The 18,868-nt window shown below is 70.8% G+C and carries 11 protein-coding genes and 1 pseudogene; 6 read left to right on the top strand and 6 right to left on the bottom strand.

Annotated elements, in window-relative coordinates; genetic code table 11:
• The first annotated feature begins 30 nt into the window (after positions 1 to 30).
• Entirely contained in the window at positions 31 to 573 is a 543-nt protein-coding gene (locus ACZ6TI_RS01295) for a PAS domain-containing protein (RefSeq protein WP_465342970.1), read from the top strand.
• A complete protein-coding gene (locus ACZ6TI_RS01290; protein WP_465342969.1) occupies positions 570 to 1,496 on the top strand; it encodes a methyl-accepting chemotaxis protein in 927 nt (308 codons plus the stop codon). The genes ACZ6TI_RS01295 and ACZ6TI_RS01290 overlap by 4 nt, the downstream gene beginning before the upstream one ends.
• Here ACZ6TI_RS01290 and ACZ6TI_RS01285 read toward each other — a convergent pair.
• The 3 genes from ACZ6TI_RS01285 to ACZ6TI_RS01275 are packed head-to-tail and all read right to left on the bottom strand — an operon-like array spanning position 1,487 to position 4,426.
• Positions 1,487 to 2,389 (bottom strand): ribokinase, encoded by a 903-nt coding sequence (locus ACZ6TI_RS01285; protein ID WP_465342968.1) that lies wholly within the window; start codon positions 2,387 to 2,389, stop codon positions 1,487 to 1,489. The genes ACZ6TI_RS01290 and ACZ6TI_RS01285 overlap by 10 nt on opposite strands.
• Positions 2,389 to 3,204 (bottom strand): ABC transporter ATP-binding protein, encoded by an 816-nt coding sequence (locus ACZ6TI_RS01280; RefSeq protein ID WP_465342967.1) that lies wholly within the window; start codon positions 3,202 to 3,204, stop codon positions 2,389 to 2,391. Before ACZ6TI_RS01280 ends, ACZ6TI_RS01285 begins: the two co-directional genes overlap by 1 nt.
• A 43-nt stretch (positions 3,205 to 3,247) precedes the next feature.
• Positions 3,248 to 4,426, bottom strand: a complete 1,179-nt coding sequence (locus tag ACZ6TI_RS01275; RefSeq protein ID WP_465342966.1) for an ROK family transcriptional regulator — start codon at positions 4,424 to 4,426, stop codon at positions 3,248 to 3,250.
• Positions 4,427 to 4,795: 369 nt separating this feature from the next.
• Between ACZ6TI_RS01275 and ACZ6TI_RS01270 the strand changes: the two genes are divergently transcribed.
• Genes ACZ6TI_RS01270 through ACZ6TI_RS01260 form a run of 3 tightly spaced genes read left to right on the top strand, consistent with a single transcriptional unit; the run spans position 4,796 to position 6,403 of the window.
• Entirely contained in the window at positions 4,796 to 5,293 is a 498-nt protein-coding gene (locus tag ACZ6TI_RS01270; RefSeq protein WP_465342965.1) for a hypothetical protein, read from the top strand.
• Complete coding sequence (locus tag ACZ6TI_RS01265) at positions 5,290 to 5,715, top strand: thiol-disulfide oxidoreductase DCC family protein (RefSeq protein WP_465342964.1); 426 nt, start codon at positions 5,290 to 5,292, stop codon at positions 5,713 to 5,715. The genes ACZ6TI_RS01270 and ACZ6TI_RS01265 overlap by 4 nt, the downstream gene beginning before the upstream one ends.
• Positions 5,696 to 6,403, top strand: a complete 708-nt coding sequence (locus ACZ6TI_RS01260) for a TetR/AcrR family transcriptional regulator (RefSeq protein ID WP_465342963.1) — start codon at positions 5,696 to 5,698, stop codon at positions 6,401 to 6,403. Before ACZ6TI_RS01265 ends, ACZ6TI_RS01260 begins: the two co-directional genes overlap by 20 nt.
• Before the next feature lie 573 nt (positions 6,404 to 6,976).
• On the opposite strand, the gene ACZ6TI_RS01255 is transcribed toward ACZ6TI_RS01260, so the two are convergent.
• Both ACZ6TI_RS01255 and ACZ6TI_RS01250 read right to left on the bottom strand, forming a co-directional pair.
• Positions 6,977 to 9,418 carry a heavy metal translocating P-type ATPase gene (locus tag ACZ6TI_RS01255; RefSeq protein WP_465342962.1) on the bottom strand — a complete coding sequence of 814 codons (2,442 nt, stop codon included), beginning with the start codon at positions 9,416 to 9,418 and terminating at the stop codon, positions 6,977 to 6,979.
• A gap of 28 nt (positions 9,419 to 9,446) precedes the next feature.
• Entirely contained in the window at positions 9,447 to 14,378 is a 4,932-nt protein-coding gene (locus ACZ6TI_RS01250; protein ID WP_465342961.1) for an NAD-glutamate dehydrogenase, read from the bottom strand.
• Positions 14,379 to 14,613: 235 nt separating this feature from the next.
• On the opposite strand from ACZ6TI_RS01250, the gene ACZ6TI_RS01245 reads away from it, so the two are divergent.
• The gene (locus ACZ6TI_RS01245; protein WP_465342960.1) at positions 14,614 to 16,560 is read left to right on the top strand and encodes a penicillin-binding transpeptidase domain-containing protein; all 1,947 of its coding nucleotides are present in this window, start codon (positions 14,614 to 14,616) and stop codon (positions 16,558 to 16,560) included.
• Positions 16,561 to 17,952: 1,392 nt separating this feature from the next.
• On the opposite strand, the pseudogene ACZ6TI_RS01240 reads toward ACZ6TI_RS01245, so the two are convergent.
• A pseudogene (locus ACZ6TI_RS01240) lies at positions 17,953 to 18,856 on the bottom strand (arginase family protein); the annotation flags it as partial.
• Positions 18,857 to 18,868: the final 12 nt, after the last annotated feature.

Below are 18,868 nucleotides of genomic sequence, written 5' to 3'. Positions count from 1 at the left end.
ATCGGACCGAACAGGGACGATCAGGAAACCATGAGAGCGACGCAGGTTCGACCCACGGGCACCGAGCGGACGTTCGGCGAGGACGAGATCATCGTCACCAAGACCGATCTCCGCGGCGTGCTGACCTATGCCAACGACGTGTTCCTGCGGATCTCCGCGCTGCGCGAGGACGAGGCGATCGGCCAGCCGCACAGCGTGATCCGGCATCCCGACATGCCCCGCGCCGTCTTCAAGCTGCTGTGGGACACGGTCAAGGAGCGCAAGGAGCTTTTCGCGTACGTGGTCAACCTGGCCGCGGACGGGGCCCACTACTGGGTGCTCGCCCACGTGACACCGAGCTTCGACGCGCACGGCAAGGTCGTCGGATACCACTCCAACCGGCGCAAGCCCGAGCCCGCCGCCGTGGCCGCGGCCGGCGACCTCTACGCGAAGCTGCGCGCCGAGGAACGCCGGCACAGCGCCTCGCCGGCCGCCCTGGACGCGGGTTGGAAGATGATGCAGCAGGTGCTCGCCGAGCGGGGCCAGAACTACGAACAGTTCGTGTGGGAGCTGACCAACGGAGGGCGCTCGTGATCCGCCGGAACGCCACCACGACGGTCAACACCGTAGACAACGACCGGGTTCTCACGCTGATCGCCGAGGTGTGCCGCGAGGCCGCGGCCGGTGACCTCGAGGCGCGGATGCCGTCGCTGGGCGAGTCGGAGAAGGCGGTCATCGCGCGTACCGCCCTGAACGGTCTGCTGGACAACACCGACGCGTTCGTGCGCGAGGCGGGCGCGGCGTGCGAGGCGGCCGCCGAGAAACGCTTCCACCGGCGGTTCCTGACCCGGGGCATGCAGGGCGCGTTCCGCAACGCGGCCAAGCAGATCGCCGAGTCGAGCGCGCAGGTGGCGGTCACCGCGGACCGGGTCAACGAGGCCGCGCAGTCCCGGCTGGCGCTGGCCGACGAGCTCGAATCGGCCGTGCTGACCGTCTCCGAGCAGGTCGCCACCGCGGCCACCGAGATGGGCGCGTCCGCGAACGGGCTGGCCGACTTCGCGCAGAACGCGGTCGCCGACGCCGAGCGCGGCCTGGACACGGTGACCTCGCTGCGCACCGCCTCGGACCAGATCCGGCACGCGGTCGACCTGATCAACCAGGTCGCCTCGCAGACCCGGCTGCTGGCGCTGAACGCGACCATCGAGGCGGCGCGGGCCGGCGAGGCGGGCCGGGGCTTCAGCGTGGTGGCCGGCGAGGTCAAGACGCTGGCGAACGAGACCAGCAGCTCCAGCGAGGAGATCATGGGCCAGGTCAACACGGTCCAGCAGGCGGCGGCCGACGCGGTGAACGTGCTGGAGGCGGTGACCGGCAGCATCCGCGAGATGAGCGGGCTGGTCAACGGCATCGCGACCGCGGTGGACGGCGGTCACGACAGCGGCACCGCCGGGCTCTCGCAGCTCGCCGAGGTGCTGCGCTCCGAGGTGCACCGCTTCGTGTCGACCGCCCGTCAGGCCTGAGCGGTCGCGTAGAGAAGTTCGATGTCGGCCCGGGTGGGCAGGGACGGATAGGCGCCCACCTTGCGTACGCAGACCGCACCGGCCGCCGAGGCCCAGCGCACCGCGTCGACCATCTCCCGGCCCTCGCCCCAGGCGACCGCCAGCGCGCCGCAGAACGCGTCGCCCGCGGCCGTGGTGTCGACCACCTCGACCGGGAACGACGGCACCTTGGCGGTGACGCCCTCGCGATCCGCATACCAGGCGCCGGCGCCGCCCATGGTCAGCACCACCCGGGGCACGACCGCGACCAGCGCGTCGATGTTCAGCTCGCCGGGCCCGGTGATCGCCCGCGCCTCCACCTCGTTGACCACCAGCAGGTCGACCGCGTGCAGCAGCTCGGGCGGCAGCTCGCGGGCGGGCGCCGCGTTGAGCACCACCCGGGTGCTGCCGGCCTGCGCCGCGCGGGCCGCCTCGGTCACCGTGGCCACCGGGATCTCCTGCTGGCAGACCAGCACGTCGGCGCCGGCGATCAGCGACTTCTCGGCGTCCGACAGGTTGACGAACGTGCGGTTGGCGCCCGGGCTGACCAGGATCGAGTTCTCCCCGGCGCGGTCCACCATGATCACCGCGACGCCGGACGAGCCGTAACTCGTGCGCACCGAGGCCACGTCCACCCCGGCCGCGGCCAGCCGAGCGTTGATCGTCACCCCGAACGAGTCGGAGCCGATCGCGCCGAGGAACGTGCAGTCGCCACCCGCGCGGGCCGCGGCGATGGCCTGGTTGGCGCCCTTGCCGCCGGGGGTCATCACGAAGTCGTCGCCGAGCACGGTCTCGCCCGGTCCGGGCAGTGTCGCCGCCAGCCCGACGAGGTCCATGTTGGCGCTGCCGACCACGACGATCCGGGGCGCGGTCATCACGCCCCCCGGGCGGTGAAGCGGTCGCCGCTGCGTTGCACGATCAAGGGCACCCCGAAGGTCTTGGAGAGATTGTCCGCGGTCAGCGTCGCACCCAGCAGCCCGGCCGCCACCACCTCGCCCTCGCGCAGCAGCATGGCGTGCGTGAAACCGGGCGGGATCTCCTCGACGTGATGCGTCACCAGCACCATCGCCGGGGCGTCCGGATCCTCGGCCAGCTCGGTGAGCCGGCTCAGCAGATCCTCGCGGCCGCCCAGGTCGAGACCGGCGGTGGGCTCGTCGAGCAGCATCAGCTCTGGGTCGGTCATCAGGGCGCGGGCGATCTGGGTCCGCTTGCGCTCCCCCTCGGACAAGGTCCCGAACGTACGCTCCACGAGCGCGCTCATCCCCAGCTGGCCGAGCAGCGCCCGGGCCCGGGCCTCGTCCTGCGGGTCATAGCTCTCCCGCCACCGGCCGACCACCGACCAGGCCGCGGTGACCACCACGTCGAGCACCCGCTCGTCCGGCGGCACCCGGTCGGCGAGCTGCCCGGTGGTGATGCCGATCCGGGTGCGCAGCTCGTTGATGTCCGTGCGGCCCAGGCGCTCGCCCAGCACATAGGCCTTGCCGCGGGACGGGTGCATCCGGCCGGACGCCAGATTGAGCAGCGTGGTCTTGCCCGCGCCGTTCGGGCCGAGCACCACCCAGCGCTCGTCCAGCTCCACCTGCCAGGACAGGCCGCGCAGCAGATGATTGCCGCTGCGCACCACGCTGACCTGGTCGAACGCGATCACGGTGTCTTCGTCGGGCGGTGTGACAACAGCAGCCTCAGGCACGCGTCCATCCAACCACGCAGGACACGTGCGGCTGGGGAAGGGGTTAACCCGTTGTCGAGCCGAAGACCTCGTCGCGGACCGCGTCCAGCGCCATCCGCAGCGCGCCGTGCAGCACCGGCTCCACGGCGACCTGGCCGGGCACCACGCGGGGAGAGACCAGCGTGATCGCGGCCACCTCGCGGGCCACCCGGTCGGCCAGCTCGGTGCCGCCGGCCTGGCCGATCTCGCCGGCCAGCACGACCAGCGGCGGGTCCAGCACCACGCAGGTGGAGGCCACGCCGAGCGCCAGCCGACCGGCCAGCTCGTCCAGCACCGGTTCGCCGGCCTCGCCCGCGGCCACCGCGGCGCGCACCACGTCGGCCGCCTCGGCGCCCCGGAAGCCGTGCTTGCGACCGATCGCCTTGGCCGCGTCGTTGCCGACCAGGGCCTGGAACGCGCCCCGCACGCCACGCCGGGCGACATCCCGCGGCACCTCGGCGCCCGGGACCGGCAGCCAGCCGATCTCGCCGGCCGCGCCGGTCGCGCCCTGGTGCAGCTTGCCGTCGATCATCGTGGCCAGGCCGACACCGCGGTCCACCCAGATCAGCACGAAGTCGCTCTCGCCCACTGCGGCACCGCTGTGCGCCTCGGCGACGGCGGCCAGGTTCACGTCGTTGCCGAACGCGACCGGGACGCTCAGGTCCCGGCGCAGGTCGTCGAGCAGGCCCTTGTGCCACCGCGGCAGGTCGTACGCGTACGAGATCTCGCCGGTCTTGGGGTCGACCAGGCCGGGCGTGCCGAGCACCACGCGGCGTACCGAACTGGTGTCGGCGCCGGCCCGGGCGGCGGCCTGGACCACCGCGCTGTGCACCACGCCGACCGGGTCGTCGGTGTCCTTGGTCGACTGCTCGACCCGTCCGATGATCGCGCCGGTGATGTCCGCGCAGGCGGCGATCACCAGGTCCGGGCCGACCTCGACGCCGACCACGTGGGCGCTGCCGGGCGTGACGGCATAGAGCTGGGCGTTCGGCCCGCGTCCGCCGGCCTGCTCGCCGACGCGCCGGACCAGCCCGCGCTCCTCCAGCCGCTCGACCAGCTGCGAGGCGGTCACCTTGCTGAGCCCGGTCATCTCGCCGAGCTGCGCCCTGGTCAGCGGGCCGCGGCTCAGCAGCAGCTCGAGCGCTGCTCGGTCGTTCAGCGCGCGCAGCAGCCGGGGCGTGCCCGGGAGACGGGTGGCGGCCATTCTTGAGTCCCCTACCATTAGGTTTGTTTCCTATTTGATTGTCCGGCGACCAATCTCGTAGCCGCAGCGTAACGGTCGTCACAGCTGAGAATATTGCAGCGCGCGTGTCGAAAGACATGCCGTGATCGCTGGAAATCCTGGCGCGACAACCGGAGTCGCAGGTCGACGCCCCCCGAGCCGTCCGACCCAAGATAGCCGAACCGGTTCAGCAAGCAACCCTCCCGATCTCAAACCGATCGATTCGTCCTGGAGTGTCACCCCACGCCCACCCGTGACGCCGGCGTGATCGGAAGCACACTTGAACACGTTCAATATTGCCTCTATCTTCAGGGGGACAACATTTGAACGTGTTCAAGAAGGGTGCCGATCGTGGACCACAAGGTCTGGATGTACCTGGCCTACCTGGCGATCAGCGTCGGGCTGACGGTCTGGGTGGCGACCACGCTGTCCCGCAACGGGCTGGTCTTCCTGGAGGACGTCTTCGACGACAGCAAGCTCGCCCGAGCCGTCAACCAGCTCCTGGTGATGGGCTTCTACCTGCTCAATCTCGGATACGTGGCGGTCGCGATGCGCTCCACCGCCGAGGTGCCGAGCGCGGCCGGGGCGCTCGAGACGCTCTCCCTGAAGATCGGCCTGGTGCTGCTCGTGCTGGGCGTCCTGCACTTCTTCAACGTCTTCTTCCTCAACCGCTACCGCCGGGGACGCCTCCGCCAGCAGCAGGGCCACCCGCCGCTGCCGCCGGCCGGCCGCCTCCCGCAGCCGCCGCCGCAACAAATGCCGCCCGGCGGGAACTGGCCGAGCCACCCCGCCGTCCCAAATAGGCCGCAGCCGCGCCCGGGGACGACACCGCCCCCGGCCCCGGCATGACGGAGACCACCGATCCGGCCGGTCACGGGGCCGGCCGGATCGGATCGTTCACCGTCCTCTTCGACGAGGGCTGCCCGATCTGCCGGGCGGCACGCCACTGGCTGACGGGGCGTGCGCAGCTCGTACCGCTGGAATTCGTCGCGGCCGGATCGGCCGAGGCCCGCGGCCGATTCCCGGGCCTCGACCACGACGCCACGCTGCGGGATCTGACGGTCATCGCCGACACCGGAGCGGTGTACGTGCACGACGGCGCCTGGCTGGCCTGCCTGTGGGCGCTGGCCGACTACCGCGGGATGGCCGACCGCCTGAGCCGGCCACATCTGCTCCCGGCGGCGCGCAGGTTCATCGCCGCGGCGGCTGCCGTCCGCCGCTCCACCAGGGAGGCGGACTACGGTGACGTCTGTGACGACGGCTGCCGATGACGCGACCGAGCCGATGCCTCGGCGGGCCAAACCGCGCGGCGAGCAGACCCGGCAGCTGATCCTGGAGACCGCGCTGCGGCTGTTCCGCGAGCGGGGTTACGCGGAGACGACCATGCGGGCGATCGCATCGGAGGCGGGCGTCGCGGTCGGCAACGCGTATTACTACTTCGACTCCAAGGAACACCTGATCCAGGGGTTCTACGACAGCAACCAGACCGCGCACCGGGTGGCGTCCGAGGCGGTGCTGAGCGCCGAGCGTGACTTCGCCGACCGGCTGCGCGGGGTGCTGCACGCCGGCATCGACGTGAACGAGCCCTACCACTCGTTCGCCGCCACCTTCTTCAAGACCGCGGCCGAGCCGACGTCGCCGCTGAGCCCGTTCTCCCGGGAGTCCTCGCCGTCCCGGGAGGCGGCGATCGCGATCTTCCGGGACGTGGTCGAGGGATCGTCGGCCAAGCTCGACCCGGAGCTGCGGCGCGAGTTGCCGGAGCTGCTCTGGCTCGGCTGGATGGGCGTGATCCTCTTCTGGGTCTACGACAAGTCGCCCGAGGCGAGGCGCACGAGGCAGCTGATCGACGGCGTGGTGCCGCTCATCGACCGCCTGGTCGCGCTCTCCCGGCTGCGCGTGTTCCGCCCCGCGCTGCGCCAGATCCTGGCCCTGATCGAAACGATCAGACGAGACAACTAATCACTCTCTGCAACGCCCACGTAATTACTCTCCGACGTTCACATGGGGGATTCCCCCTGACCGAACGGATAGTTCGCACACCCAGGGCTTCCGCCGCGTAGTTACCACCACGTAGCGTCATGTCTGCAGGTGGATCTGGGGAAGTCATCGGGCATTCGAACTTCGGGACCAGTTCGAAAACCCGATGACATCGGGTGAGCCGGGCACGCGATCGATCTCGGGAGCGATCGGCAGCGAGCCCGGCTCACCGCTTTCCAGACCCACCCCCAGACCCCGGCCGCGGGCCGCGCCTTTGGTTCTCCTCTTTCGGCGCGCCCGCGGCCGGCCAACCACCACGCCACCCTCCGGTCGCGCACGGCCTCCCGCAGGGACGTCCCTCCCCAGCCTCCCGGCACGGCCCTACCTTCCGGCCCGCCCGCGCGACCATCCCAGCGCAACCCATCAGGCACCCCACTCGGGCGCGACGTCGCAGCGCGACCCATCGGGCACCCACTCGGCCCGCCGCCGATCACGCCGGCTCTCGGGGCGCGTGGGTGTTGCGTATATGTCTGCAGAGCAAAGGGCGTGCGGCGGTCAGGATGCGGCGGGCTGGAAGCCGCGCAGGCGGAGGCTGTTGAGGACTACGAAGACTGAGCTCAGGGCCATCGCACCGCCGGCGATCATGGGGTTGAGCAGGCCCAACGCGGCCAGTGGCAGGGCTGCCACGTTGTAGGCGAAGGCCCAGAAGAGGTTCCCCCGGATGATGCCCAGGGTGCGTCGGGAGAGCCGCACAGCGTCAGCCGCCGCGCTCAGGTCGCCACGGATCAGCGTCAGATCGGACGCCTCGATCGCCACATCGGAGCCCGCCCCCATCGACAAACCCAGATCAGCCTGAGCCAGAGCCGCGGCATCGTTCACACCATCACCAACCATCGCCACCACCCGGCCACGCCGCTGAAGACCACGGACCACCTCGACCTTGCCGACCGGCGAGACACCAGCAACCACCTCAGTGATGCCAACCTCAGCCGCCACAGCCCGGGCAACAGGCTCCGCGTCACCGGTGAGCAGCACCGGATCCAACCCCAGCTCCCGCAAGTCACGCACAGCGCCGGCACTGGACGCACGCACCGGATCAGAGAGCCCGATCTGCCCACGAACCACCCCGTCGACAACCACCTCAACCCACGTCTGCACGCCCTTTGCTCTGCTTCCTCCAAGGAAGCGCTCCCCCTCAGGAAGCAGAGCCCCTCTGCTTCCTCCTGGGAAGCGCTCCCCCTCAGGAAGCAGAGCCCCTCTGCTTCCTGCCAGGAAGCGCTCCCTCTCGGGAAGCAGAGCAAAGGCGTCCGGAGGGGTCGTGGCGCGGCGGACCTCGACCTCCCGACCCTCGACCGATCCGCGCACGCCCACCCCGGCCGTCGCTTGGAAGTCGGTCACCGCGGGAAGCGAACCACGCGCCTGGGCGGCGGCCGCGATCGCCCGTCCGAGCGGGTGCTCCGACGGGCTCTCCACAGCGCCGGCCAACCGCAGCATCTCGTCGACGGCCGCAAGCACCGCCGCGCCATCCACAGACGCCGAGGCCGGCGCATCCGCATCAACAGGCGTCGGACCCGCAGACGCGTCCGCACTCAGAGACGAAAGCCCGGCCGCATCCGCGGGGGCCGGATTTGGGGCGCTTTGTTCAGAGCGCGCAGGCGTGTGCTGGGCGGGGAGAGCTCGGAGTTCGGTCACCGTCATCGCGCCGGTGGTTACCGTGCCGGTCTTGTCGATCAGGATCGTGTTCACCCGGCGGGTGGATTCCAAAGCTGTCACGCCTCGGATGAGGATGCCCAGTTGGGCGCCTCGGCCGGTGCCTACCAGCAGGGCCGTGGGGGTGGCCAGGCCGAGAGCGCACGGGCAGGCGATGATCAGCACGGCCACGGCGGCGGTGAAGGCCGTTGTCGTGTCCTGGCCGGTGCCGAGCCAATAGCCCAGCGTGCCGGCGGCCAAGGCCAGCACGATCGGCACGAAGACCGCGGCGATCCGGTCGGCCAGCCGCTGCACCGCCGCCTTGCCGTCCTGGGCCGCTTCCACCAGGCGGGCCATCTGGGCCAGTTGGGTGTCCGCGCCGACCCGGGTGGCGCGCACCAGCAGGCGGCCGCCGGCGTTCACCGTCGCGCCGGTCACCTCGTCTCCCGGGCGCACCTCGACGGGAGCCGACTCGCCGGTGATCAGGCTGCGGTCGATTGCCGAGGCGCCGTCCACGACGATGCCGTCGGTGGCCACCTTTTCGCCCGGCCGCACCTCGAACTCGTCGCCGACCAGCAACTGGTCGGCGGGGATGGTGACCGGCGCGCCGGCGCGGATCACCGTCACGGTCTTGGCGCCCAGCGCCAGCAGTGAGCGCAGCGCGTCGCCGGCCGTTCGCTTGGCGCGGGCCTCCAGATATCGCCCGGCCAGCAGGAACGTCGTCACACCGGCGGCCGCCTCCAGATAGATCGCGTCGCCGCCGCGGGCGGTCAGCGAGAACGGGTGGGTCATGCCGGGCATGCCCGCGTCACCGAGGAACAGCGCCCACACCGACCAGCCGAAGGCAGCCAGCGTGCCGATCGAGACCAGCGTGTCCATGGTCGCGGCGGCGTGCCGCAGGTTGATCGCCATGGCTCGGTGGAACGGCCAGCCGCCATAGGCCACGACCGGCGCGGCCAGCGTCAGCGACAGCCATTGCCAGTAGTCGAACTGCCAGGCCGGAACCATCGCCAGCACGATGACGGGCGCGCTGAGCAGCGCGCTCACGATCAGACGGGTACGCAGCGGGTCCCCCGCCGCCGCCTGAGGTGCGGGGGCGGACGGCAGTGCCGCCTGATAACCCGTCTTCTCCACCACGGCGATCAGGTCTTCCGCGGACACCTCGGCCGGCACCCGGGCGCGCGCCTTCTCGGTGGCGTAGTTCACCGTCGCGCTCACGCCGTCCAGGCGATTGAGCTTCTTCTCGATGCGGTTGGCGCACGCGGCGCACGTCATCCCGCCGATCTCCAGCTCGATCAACCGCTCCATGACTCGACTATATACCCCTCGGGGGTACCTAGCCCGACGACGAGGTCTTGACCAGGGTGCGGATCTGGCGCAGCAGCACCGACAGAGCGGCCAGGTCCGCCGGTGAGTCGTCGACGCTGCCCATGGCGTTGCCGGCGCGGGCGATCGAGGCGGCGTTCACCTGCTCCCACTCCGACACCCGGTCCTCCGGGGAGTTCTCCGCGGGAGTGGACTGCAACACCTCGGCGGTCAGCCCGGCCAGCGCGGCGTACAGGTCGTAGCGCAGTGCCATCCGGGCCAGCGTCTGCCAGCGGTCGTTGCGCGGCAGCTTGGAGATGTGCGAGAGCAGCGTGTCGATCTGGAAGCGCTCGGAGAGCACGAAATAGACCTGTGCCACCTCGGTCAGCTCGCGCTGCGTGACCTTGGCCGTCTCCAGGATGTCGAAGAAGCCGAAGCCGTAGACCGTGCGGGCCACCGACTCCGCCAGCTCGTCCGGGATGCCCAGGTCGGCGAGGAACGCGACGTGGTTGTCCAGCGACTCGTGCTCGGCGCCGACCAGCACGTCGGGCAGTTGCGGCAGGAGCGCGGCGACGCCGGGTCCGAGCCGCTCGGTCTCGCCGGCCACGTCGATCGGCGAGCGCCGGTTGCTGACCAGCCAGCGCACCGCCCGGTCGAGCAGCCGCCGGGTCTCCAGGCAGACCTTGATCTGCGCCTTGGTGGGTCCGACCGAGTCCAGCGCCTCGGCCGCATTCCACAGGTCGTTCAGCCGGTAGACGTCGCGGACCACCACGTAGGCCCGCACGATGTCCGCCGCGGACGCGCCGCTCTCCTCCATCGCGCGGAACACGAACGACGTGCCGCCGCGGTTGACCACCTCGTTGACCAGCACCGTCGCGATGATCTCGCGGCGCAGCCGGTGCCCGGCCATCCGGGCGGCGAAGCGCTCGCGCAGCGGCGTCGGGAAGTAACGCGCCAGCACGTCCGTGGTCCACGGCTCGTCGACCAGGCTGGACGCCAGCACGGCGCGTTCCAGGCCGATCTTCACATAGGCCAGCAGCACGGCGAACTCCGGCGCGGTGAGCCCGTCGCCGGCCTCGTAGCGGGCGGCCAGCTCCTCGTCGGTGGGCAGCGCCTCCAGCTCGCGGTTGAGCCGGCCGTCGCGTTCCATCTCGATCAGCATGCGGCGGTGCACCGGCAGCAGCGAGTGGGCCTGCGCGCAGGCGTTGCCCAGCGCGGTGGCCTGCTCGTAGTTGTCCCGCAGCACCAGCGCGGCGACCTCGTCGGTCATCGCGGCCAGCAACTCGTCGCGGTCCGGGGTGCTCAGCTCGCCGTCGGCGACCGCGCCGCCCAGCAGGATCTTGATGTTCACCTCGTGGTCGGAGCAGTCCACGCCGGCGGTGTTGTCGATGAAGTCGGTGAAGATGCGACCGCCGGACCGGGCGAACTCGATCCGGCCGCGCTGGGTCAGGCCCAGGTTGCCGCCCTCGCCGACGACCTTGGCGCGCAGGTCGCGGCCGTTCACCCGGATCGGGTCGTTGGCCTTGTCGCCGACCTCGGCGTGGGTCTCGGAGACCGCCTTCACATAGGTGCCGATGCCGCCGTTCCACAGCAGGTCGACCGGCGCGCCGAGGATGGCCTTCATCAGTTCGGGCGGCGACAGTGCGGACACGTCGCCCAGGTCGAGCGCCGTGCGCACCTCCGGCGAGATCGGGATCGACTTCGCCGAGCGCGGGAACACCCCGCCGCCCGCACTGATCTTGGTGGCGTCGTAGTCCGCCCAGGACGACCGCGGCAGGTCGAACAGCCGCCGCCGCTCGGCGAACGAAGTGGCCGCGTCCGGGGTGGGATCGAGGAAGATGTGCCGGTGGTCGAAGGCGGCCACCAGCCGGATGTGCTCGGACAGCAGCATGCCGTTGCCGAACACGTCGCCGGACATGTCGCCGACGCCGACCACGGTGAAGTCCTGCGACTGGGTGTCCACGCCCATGTCCCGGAAGTGCTTCTTGACCGACTCCCAGGCGCCACGGGCGGTGATGCCCATCTTCTTGTGGTCGTAGCCCGCCGAGCCGCCGGAGGCGAACGCGTCGCCCATCCAGAAGTCCTTGGCCACGGAGATCTCGTTGGCGATGTCGGAGAACGTGGCGGTGCCCTTGTCCGCCGCCACCACCAGGTAGGGGTCGTCGCCGTCGTGCCGGACCACGTCGCGCGGCGCCACGATCTTGCCGCTCAGGATGTTGTCGGTCACGTCCAGCAGCGCGGTGATGAACTGGCGATAGCAGACCACCGCCTCGTCGCGGTCGCCCGGCTTCTGCTTCAACACGAAGCCGCCCTTGGCGCCCACCGGCACGATCACCGCGTTTTTCACCATCTGCGCCTTGACCAGGCCGAGGATCTCGGTGCGGAAGTCCTCGCGACGGTCCGACCAGCGCAGACCGCCCCGGGCCACCGCGCCGAAGCGCAGATGCACGCCCTCGAAGCGCGGCGAATAGACGAAGATCTCGTACTTCGGGCGTGGCTGCGGAAGATCCGGGATGGCCTGCGGGTCGAGCTTGAACGCCACGTAGGACTTCGGCCGCTGGTCCGGGCCCTTCTGGAAGAAGCTGGTCCGCAGGGTGGCCTGGATCAGCGTCAGATAGGACCGCAGGATCCGGTCCTGGTCGAGGCTCTCCACCCCGTCGAGCAGCACGGTGATCTGCTCGGCCAGGTCGGCGGAACGCTTGACCCGCTCCTGCTCACCGATGGTCAGCCGGGGCGCGAAGCGCATCTCGAAGAGCTGCACCAGCAGGCGCGCGATCTCCGGGTAGGCCACGAAGGTGGACTCCACGTAACGCTGCGAGAAGACGTTCCCGGTCTGGCGCTGATATTTCGCGTACGCCCGCAGCACGACCGCCTGCCGCCAGGTCAGCCCGGCGCGCAGCACGAGCTCGTTGAACCCGTCCACCTCGGCCTCGCCCCGCCAGGCGGCCGCGAACGCGTTCTCCACCTGGGGCCGCACCTCGGACAGCTCCCGATGCTCGGTCGGCGGCTGCAGCCCGAAATCGTAGAGATAGACCGTGCCGTCGGGGCGACGCACCTCGTAGGGCCGCTCGTCCACCACCTCGACGCCCAGCGAGTGCAGCACCGGCAGCACCGCGGACAGCATCATCGGCTCGCCGTAGCGATAGACCTTGAAGCGGATGTCGTGGTCGTCCACCTCGACGTCCCCGGACTTGCTCACGTGCCGCTTGCGATAGAGGTGCATCTCGAGCTGGCCCGGCTCCTCGAGCAGCTCCAGCTTGGCGAGGTCCTGCACCGCCTCGTAGGGCGTGTGCCCGTCCTTGTAACTGTCCGGGAACGCGGTCGCGTACCGCGAGAAAAGGTCTTTTGCCGGCTCCTCGCCCAGTTTGCGTTCCAGTACCAGGTCGAAGTCGTCGTCCCACATGCGGGTGGCGTCGGCCAGCATCTCGGCCAGCTCGTTCGGATCCACGCCGCTCGGCGGGTCGGCCGGGTCGGTGCGCACCACGAAGTGCACCCGGGCCAGCATCCGCTCGGTCACCCGGGTGGTGTAGTCGACCCCGATGCCGTTGAGCTCACGCAGCAGGATCTCCTGCATGCACAGCCGGTTGGCCGTGGTGAAGCGGTCCCGCGGGAGGTAGATCAGGCAGGAGATGAAGCGGCCGTAGCCGTCCCGGCGCAGGAAGAGGCGCAGCTGGCGGCGGCCGGCCATGCGCAGCACGCCGATCACCGCTTCGTACAGGTCATCGGTCTTGATCTGGAAGAGCTCGTCCCTCGGATAGGTCTCCAGGATCTGCAGCAGGTCCTTGCCGGAGTGACCGCGCGGGGAGAGGCCGGAGCGGTCCAGCACCTCCATCACCTTGCGCCGGACCACCGGCAGCTCACGCACGCTGGTGCGGTATGCCGAGCTGGAGAACAGCCCGAGGAAACGGCGCTCGCCGACCACCTGGCCGTGGTCGTCGAAGACCTTGACGCCGATGTAGTCGAGGTAGGCCGACCGATGCACGGTGGCCCGCGAGTTGGCCTTGGTGATCACCAGCAGCCGCTTTTCCAGCGCCCTCTGATATGCCTCCGGGGTCATCGACGACAGCGCCCGCGGCGTGCTCTCCCCGCGCAGGATGCCCAGCCCCGTGCCGTCCACCGTGTGCAGGACGTCGTCGCGGAGCTCGTACTCCCGGTAGCCCAGGAACGTGAAATGGTCGGCGGCGAGCCACTTGAGCAGCTCGATCGAGTCGGTGACGTCCTTGTCCGGCACCGGCAGCCTGGTGTCCGAGCCGCGCGCGGCGGCCAGCTCGTCGGCGATCACCACGGCCCGCTGGCGCATGCGCGGCCAGTCCTCCACCGCGTCACGCACGTCGGTGAGCACCCGGCGCACCTCGTTGTGCAGCTGCTCGCGGGCGGCCGGGTCGCGCACCGGGTCGATCTCGATCCGGATCCAGCTCTCCACCAGGTCGCCGTCGATCGCGTCGTCCGGCTCGACGTCGGCCTCGAGCTGGGCGAGCCGGCCGAGCGGTTCGCGGCGCACCACGATCAGCGGGTGCACCAGCAGGTGCACCTCGAGCTGATGGGCGGTGAGCAGCGCGGTCACCGAGTCGACCAGGAACGGCATGTCGTCGGTGACGATCGACACCACCGTGTGCGGTTCCTCACGATCGGGCGCGCTGATGTCCAGCCGCAGCTGGCCCGGCAGCCGCTCGGCGGCGAGCTCGCGGTGCGCCAGGGCGGCCGCGAACATCTCCTCCGGCGTGAACCCGACCAGCTCCTCGTCGGGCGCGAACCGCCAGAAGCGGTCCACCAGCGCGGCCGTCACGTGATCTTGACCGGCCCGCGCCACCGCCTCGCCGACCAGGCGCTCAGCGTTGGGCAACGGCTCATCGAGCTCGCTGTCCTCGGACGCTCCCAGCCGGCCGGTCAGGGCCAGCCCCGGGCCCGGCACGAAGTCGATCTCTGGTCCGGAATCGGTTGCTGCCTCGTCGGCGACAGCCATGCCTGGCACTCCCCTCAGCCCACGACTCTGTGGGCTAAACGCGTCCAGCACAGCCTACGGCGTGGCCGCTCGCGGAATCCGGGGCCTCGGTCACGCGGAGGTCGCGAACGTGCCGATCCGAACCCGAATTTGATACAGATCACCCAGCGGCGGACATCATCTCGGCCGAAGAGCGTTTACCGTTCGGTAGGTTTTCGCGAGTCATCTTCGACCAGCCGTCTCCAGGAGAGTGAACATGCGCCGCACACCGCCACCCACGCGAGGCCGCGTTTCCGCGGTCCGGCGTGCCGCCGCGGCGATGGCGACGACGACGCTGCTGCTCAGCGGCGTCGCAGCGTGCGGCTCGGACGGCCCGGCCGACACGCTGGGCGCCTTCCTGACCGGCTGGAAGACCGGCGACCTCAGCAAGGTCGGCTTCGTCAACGCGGACGGCTCGGCGATCAAGGCCGCCGACGTCTACACCGGCATCACCGGGCTCGTCGGTGACATGCCGGCCGAGACGCTGCTGGTCAGCCGGGTCGGCGAGGCCAAGGAGACCGGCGAGATCGCGACCAGCACGATCAAGCTCGACTGGACGCTGCCGAACGGCTCGCCGTGGTCCTACGAGAGCACCGTGCGGATGACCAAGCGCAACAGCAAGGGCTGGCGGGTGATCTGGGAGCCGGCCATCGTGCACCGCGAGCTCGCCGAGGGCGACCGGCTCGAGCTGCGCACGGTGGCCGCCAAGCGGGCGACCATCCTGGACGCCGCCGGCAAGCCGATCGTGACGCCCCGGCCGGTGGTCACCGTCGCGCTCGACCCGGCCCGGGTGACCGATGTGAAAGCGCTCACCACCGCGCTGACCGCGGCGTTCAAGAAGATCTCCGTGACGGTGAACCTGAAGGACCTGCAGTCCCGTCTCGACAAGGCCACGGAGGGCAGCCGCGTCGACCTGATCACCCTGCGTCGCGAGGACTACCTCAAGATCAGAGATCAGGTACGCCCCCTCGCCGGCACCACGTTCCCCGAGGAGAGTCGCGACCTCGCCCCGACCCGGACGTTCGCGCGGGCCCTGCTCGGCACGGTCGACCTGGCTACCCGCGAGGACATCGACGCCGGCCAGGACACCATCCGCCAGGGCGACCGGGTGGGACACGGGGGCTTGCAGCAGCGTTACGACACCAAGCTGCGCGGCGCCTCCGGGCAGTCCGTGGTGATCGCCCGCCAGGCGCCGGACGACACCGTGACCGACGCCCAGATCTACAGCACCAAGGCGGTCGACGGGACTCCGGTCAAAACCACGATCGACGTACGCACGCAGACCGCCGCGGACGCCGCCACCGCCGCCGAGAAGCGGCCCAGCGCCCTGGTCGCGATCAAGATCAGTGACTCGTCGGTGCTGGCCGTGTCGAACGGCCCGGACGGCGGCACGGACAACGTGGCGCTGACCGGTCAGGTGCCGCCCGGCTCCACCTTCAAGATGGTGTCCACGCTGGGCCTGCTGCAAAAGAAGGCGGTCGCCGCGGACACGGTCGTGGACTGCCCGAAGACGCAGAACGTGGCCGGCCGCGAGTTCAAGAACTCGCACGACATGGCGCTCGGCCGGGTGCCCTTCAAGACCGACTTCGCCAAGTCCTGCAACACCGCGTTCGTCAACCTGGCGCCCAAGCTCGGTGCGGACGGGCTCAAGGCGGCCGGCGACGCGCTCGGCATGGGCGGCGAGTGGGACCTGGGCACGGAGGCGTTCAGCGGCTCGGTGTCGCCCGGTGACAGCCCGACCGAGCTGGCCGCGGCGAGCTTCGGCCAGGGCAAGACGGTGGTCAGCCCGGTGGCGATGGCGAGTGCGACGGCGGCCGTGGCGCGCGGGAAGTTCCAGCAGCCCAAGCTGGTGCTCGACCCGGCGCCGGCCAAGCCGTTGCCGGACGGTCAGCCGATCGATGCCGCGACCGTGGCGCCGCTGCGCGACATGATGCGCGCGGTGATCACCTCGGGCACCGGCACCGACCTGGAGGACGTGCCGGGCAAGCCGGTCTTCGGCAAGACCGGCACGGCGGAGTTCGAGTCGGGTTCGCCGGAGACGCACGCGTGGTTCGTCGGCTGGCAGGGTGACATGGCATTCGCGGTGATGGTGCAGAACGGCGGCGCCGGGGCCGACACGGCCGTGCCGATCGTCGAGCGCTTCCTGACCGCGCTCAACAAGTAGCCATGGGGACCGGCTCAATCAGCTGTGGAGACCGGCTCAATCAGCTGTGGGGACCCGGCTCAATTAGGTGTGGGGACCCACCCGGCTCAGTCGGCTGTGGGGACCGACTCAGTTAGCTGTGGGGACCCATCCGGCTCGGTCGGCTATGGGGAACCGACTCAGTTGGCTATGGGGTTCCGGCGATGTCGGCCGGGGCCTCCGGGCCCAGGTCGAACGCCGGACGCTGGCTCGGCAGGGAGAAGCGGTCGTCGGAGGCGCGTGGGCGCAGCATGCCGGGGCGGGTGGCCGGCAGCGGGTCGGAGTCGAGCTCGGGTGACGAACCCAGGGGGCGCGGCACGATGGGGCGGCCCAGTGCGTTGACCGGGGGCACACCCGCGGTTTCGGCCGCGGCGCCCAGCACCGGGCTGTCCTGCTTCGGGGCTTCCTGACTCTCGTCCTGGTCCTGGTCCTGGTCGGCGGGCAGCGGGTCGAGCTCAGCGTCGGCCCAGTGATCGACCGGCTCGCTTTCGCCGTCGCCGGCGGCCTCGTCGTCCTCGACCTCGGAGTCCCGGGCCTCAGCGTCGCGGACCTCTCCGATTTCGACCGTGCCGTCCCGGACCTCACCGTTCCGGACCTCGGCGTCCTGGGCCTCACCGACCCGGACCTCACCGTCCCCGGCCTCACCGTCCCGGACCTCACCGTCCCCGGCCTCACCGACCCGGACCTCAGCATCCCGGACCTCGAAGTCCTCGACCTTGCCGCCCCCGGCCTCAGCGTCCCCGGCCTCACCGACCCGGACCTCAGCATCCCGGACCTCGAAGTCCTCGACCTTGCCGCCCTCGACCTCACCGTCCCGGGCCTCACCGTCCCGGACCTTGGCGTCCCTGGCCTCGGCGTCCTCGACCTCGTAGCTTTCGCGGTCGTCATTATCCGATTTGTCCTCGATGACCTGCTCGGCCAACTCGGTCTCGCTGGGTACTACCGCCGTCTCCAACGTCGCCGGGTCGAACTCGTCGGGGAAACCGTCCACCGCGTCGGCTTCCTCGACCGCGTGCAGCGTCACGGCCGGGAGGTCGACCTCCCCCACCGCCGCGGCGGCGAGCGGCACGCTCTCCGCGGCGGCCAAGGCCCGGCGCTCCTCGATCGACCGTGGCTCCGGCTCTTCCCACGCGGCCGCCGGCTCGGCGGCGACCGGCCCGGCGGCGACCGGCTCGATCGCGACCGGCTCGGCAGCCACCGGCTCGATCGCGGGCGACGCGACCGCGGCCGGCTCGATTGCGACCGGCTCGATTGCGACCGGCTCGATTGCGACCGGCTCGATCGCGGCGGGCGCGAGCCGGGCGACGGCCGCGGGCGACGTGCCCGCGAGATCATGCCGCGCGGCAACGAGGTCGGGCCGCGCCGCCACCGTGCGCACCGGGCTCAGCCCGGCGACCAGCGCCGCCGTGATCTCCTCGGCATAGGAGCCGTCGCTGTCGTAGTCCGGGTCGAAGACGGTGATCTCCACGCCGAGGCAGTGCGGCGTGTCGACCAGCCCGGCGAGCAGCAGCTCGAGCTCGGGAAAGGCGATGCCGCCGGGCGACGGCGCGTCCACTGCCGGCATCACCGCCGGGTCGAGCACGTCCAGGTCGAGGTGCACCCAGTAACCCGCACAGTCGACCAGCTGATCGCGGGCCCACTGCGCGCTGCGGGCCGCGCCCTCGGCGCGCAGGGTTGGCACCGGCCGCGTCACGATGCCGGCCGCCTGCAGGTCGAGGCGGTATTCGTCCTGCGCGCGGATGCCCATCACCACGACGTCGACGTCGCGGAAATAGGGTCGCCGGCCCTCGATCGCGGCCAGGTCGGCCTGCCCGCGACCGGTGACCAGCGCCAGGTCCTCACCGGCGGCGGCCCCCACATATGACGCGTTGCCCGGGTGCCGGAAATCCGAGTGGCCGTCCACGAACACCAGCCCGATGCGGCCGCCGATGTCCTGGCCCAGGCGGTGCATGGCGATGCCGGAACCGAGCACGATCGAGCAGTCGCCGCCCAGGATCACCGGGAACTCGCCGTCGTCCAGTATTCCGGCGATGCGGTCGGCCAGCCGGCGCGAGTACATGCCGATCTGTTCGGCGTGACACACGCCGTCGCCCGGCCGCCAGTCGCCCGGGTCGTATCGTGGCGGGGTCAGGCAGCCGGCGTCGCGGGCGTGCAGCCGCTCGAGCAGACCGTGGTCACGCAGGGCTCCGGGCGCCTTGGCGCACCCCGGCACCGACGTCACGGTCGGCGGGCGCAGACCGAGATTGGACGGCGCGTCCAGGATGGCGATGCGGCGCATGCGAGCCCTCCG

Source organism: Actinoplanes sp. NPDC051388 (assembly GCF_055586225.1).
The sequence above is the reverse complement of the archived record's forward strand: the minus strand, read 5'-3'. Positions and strand labels throughout refer to the sequence as shown.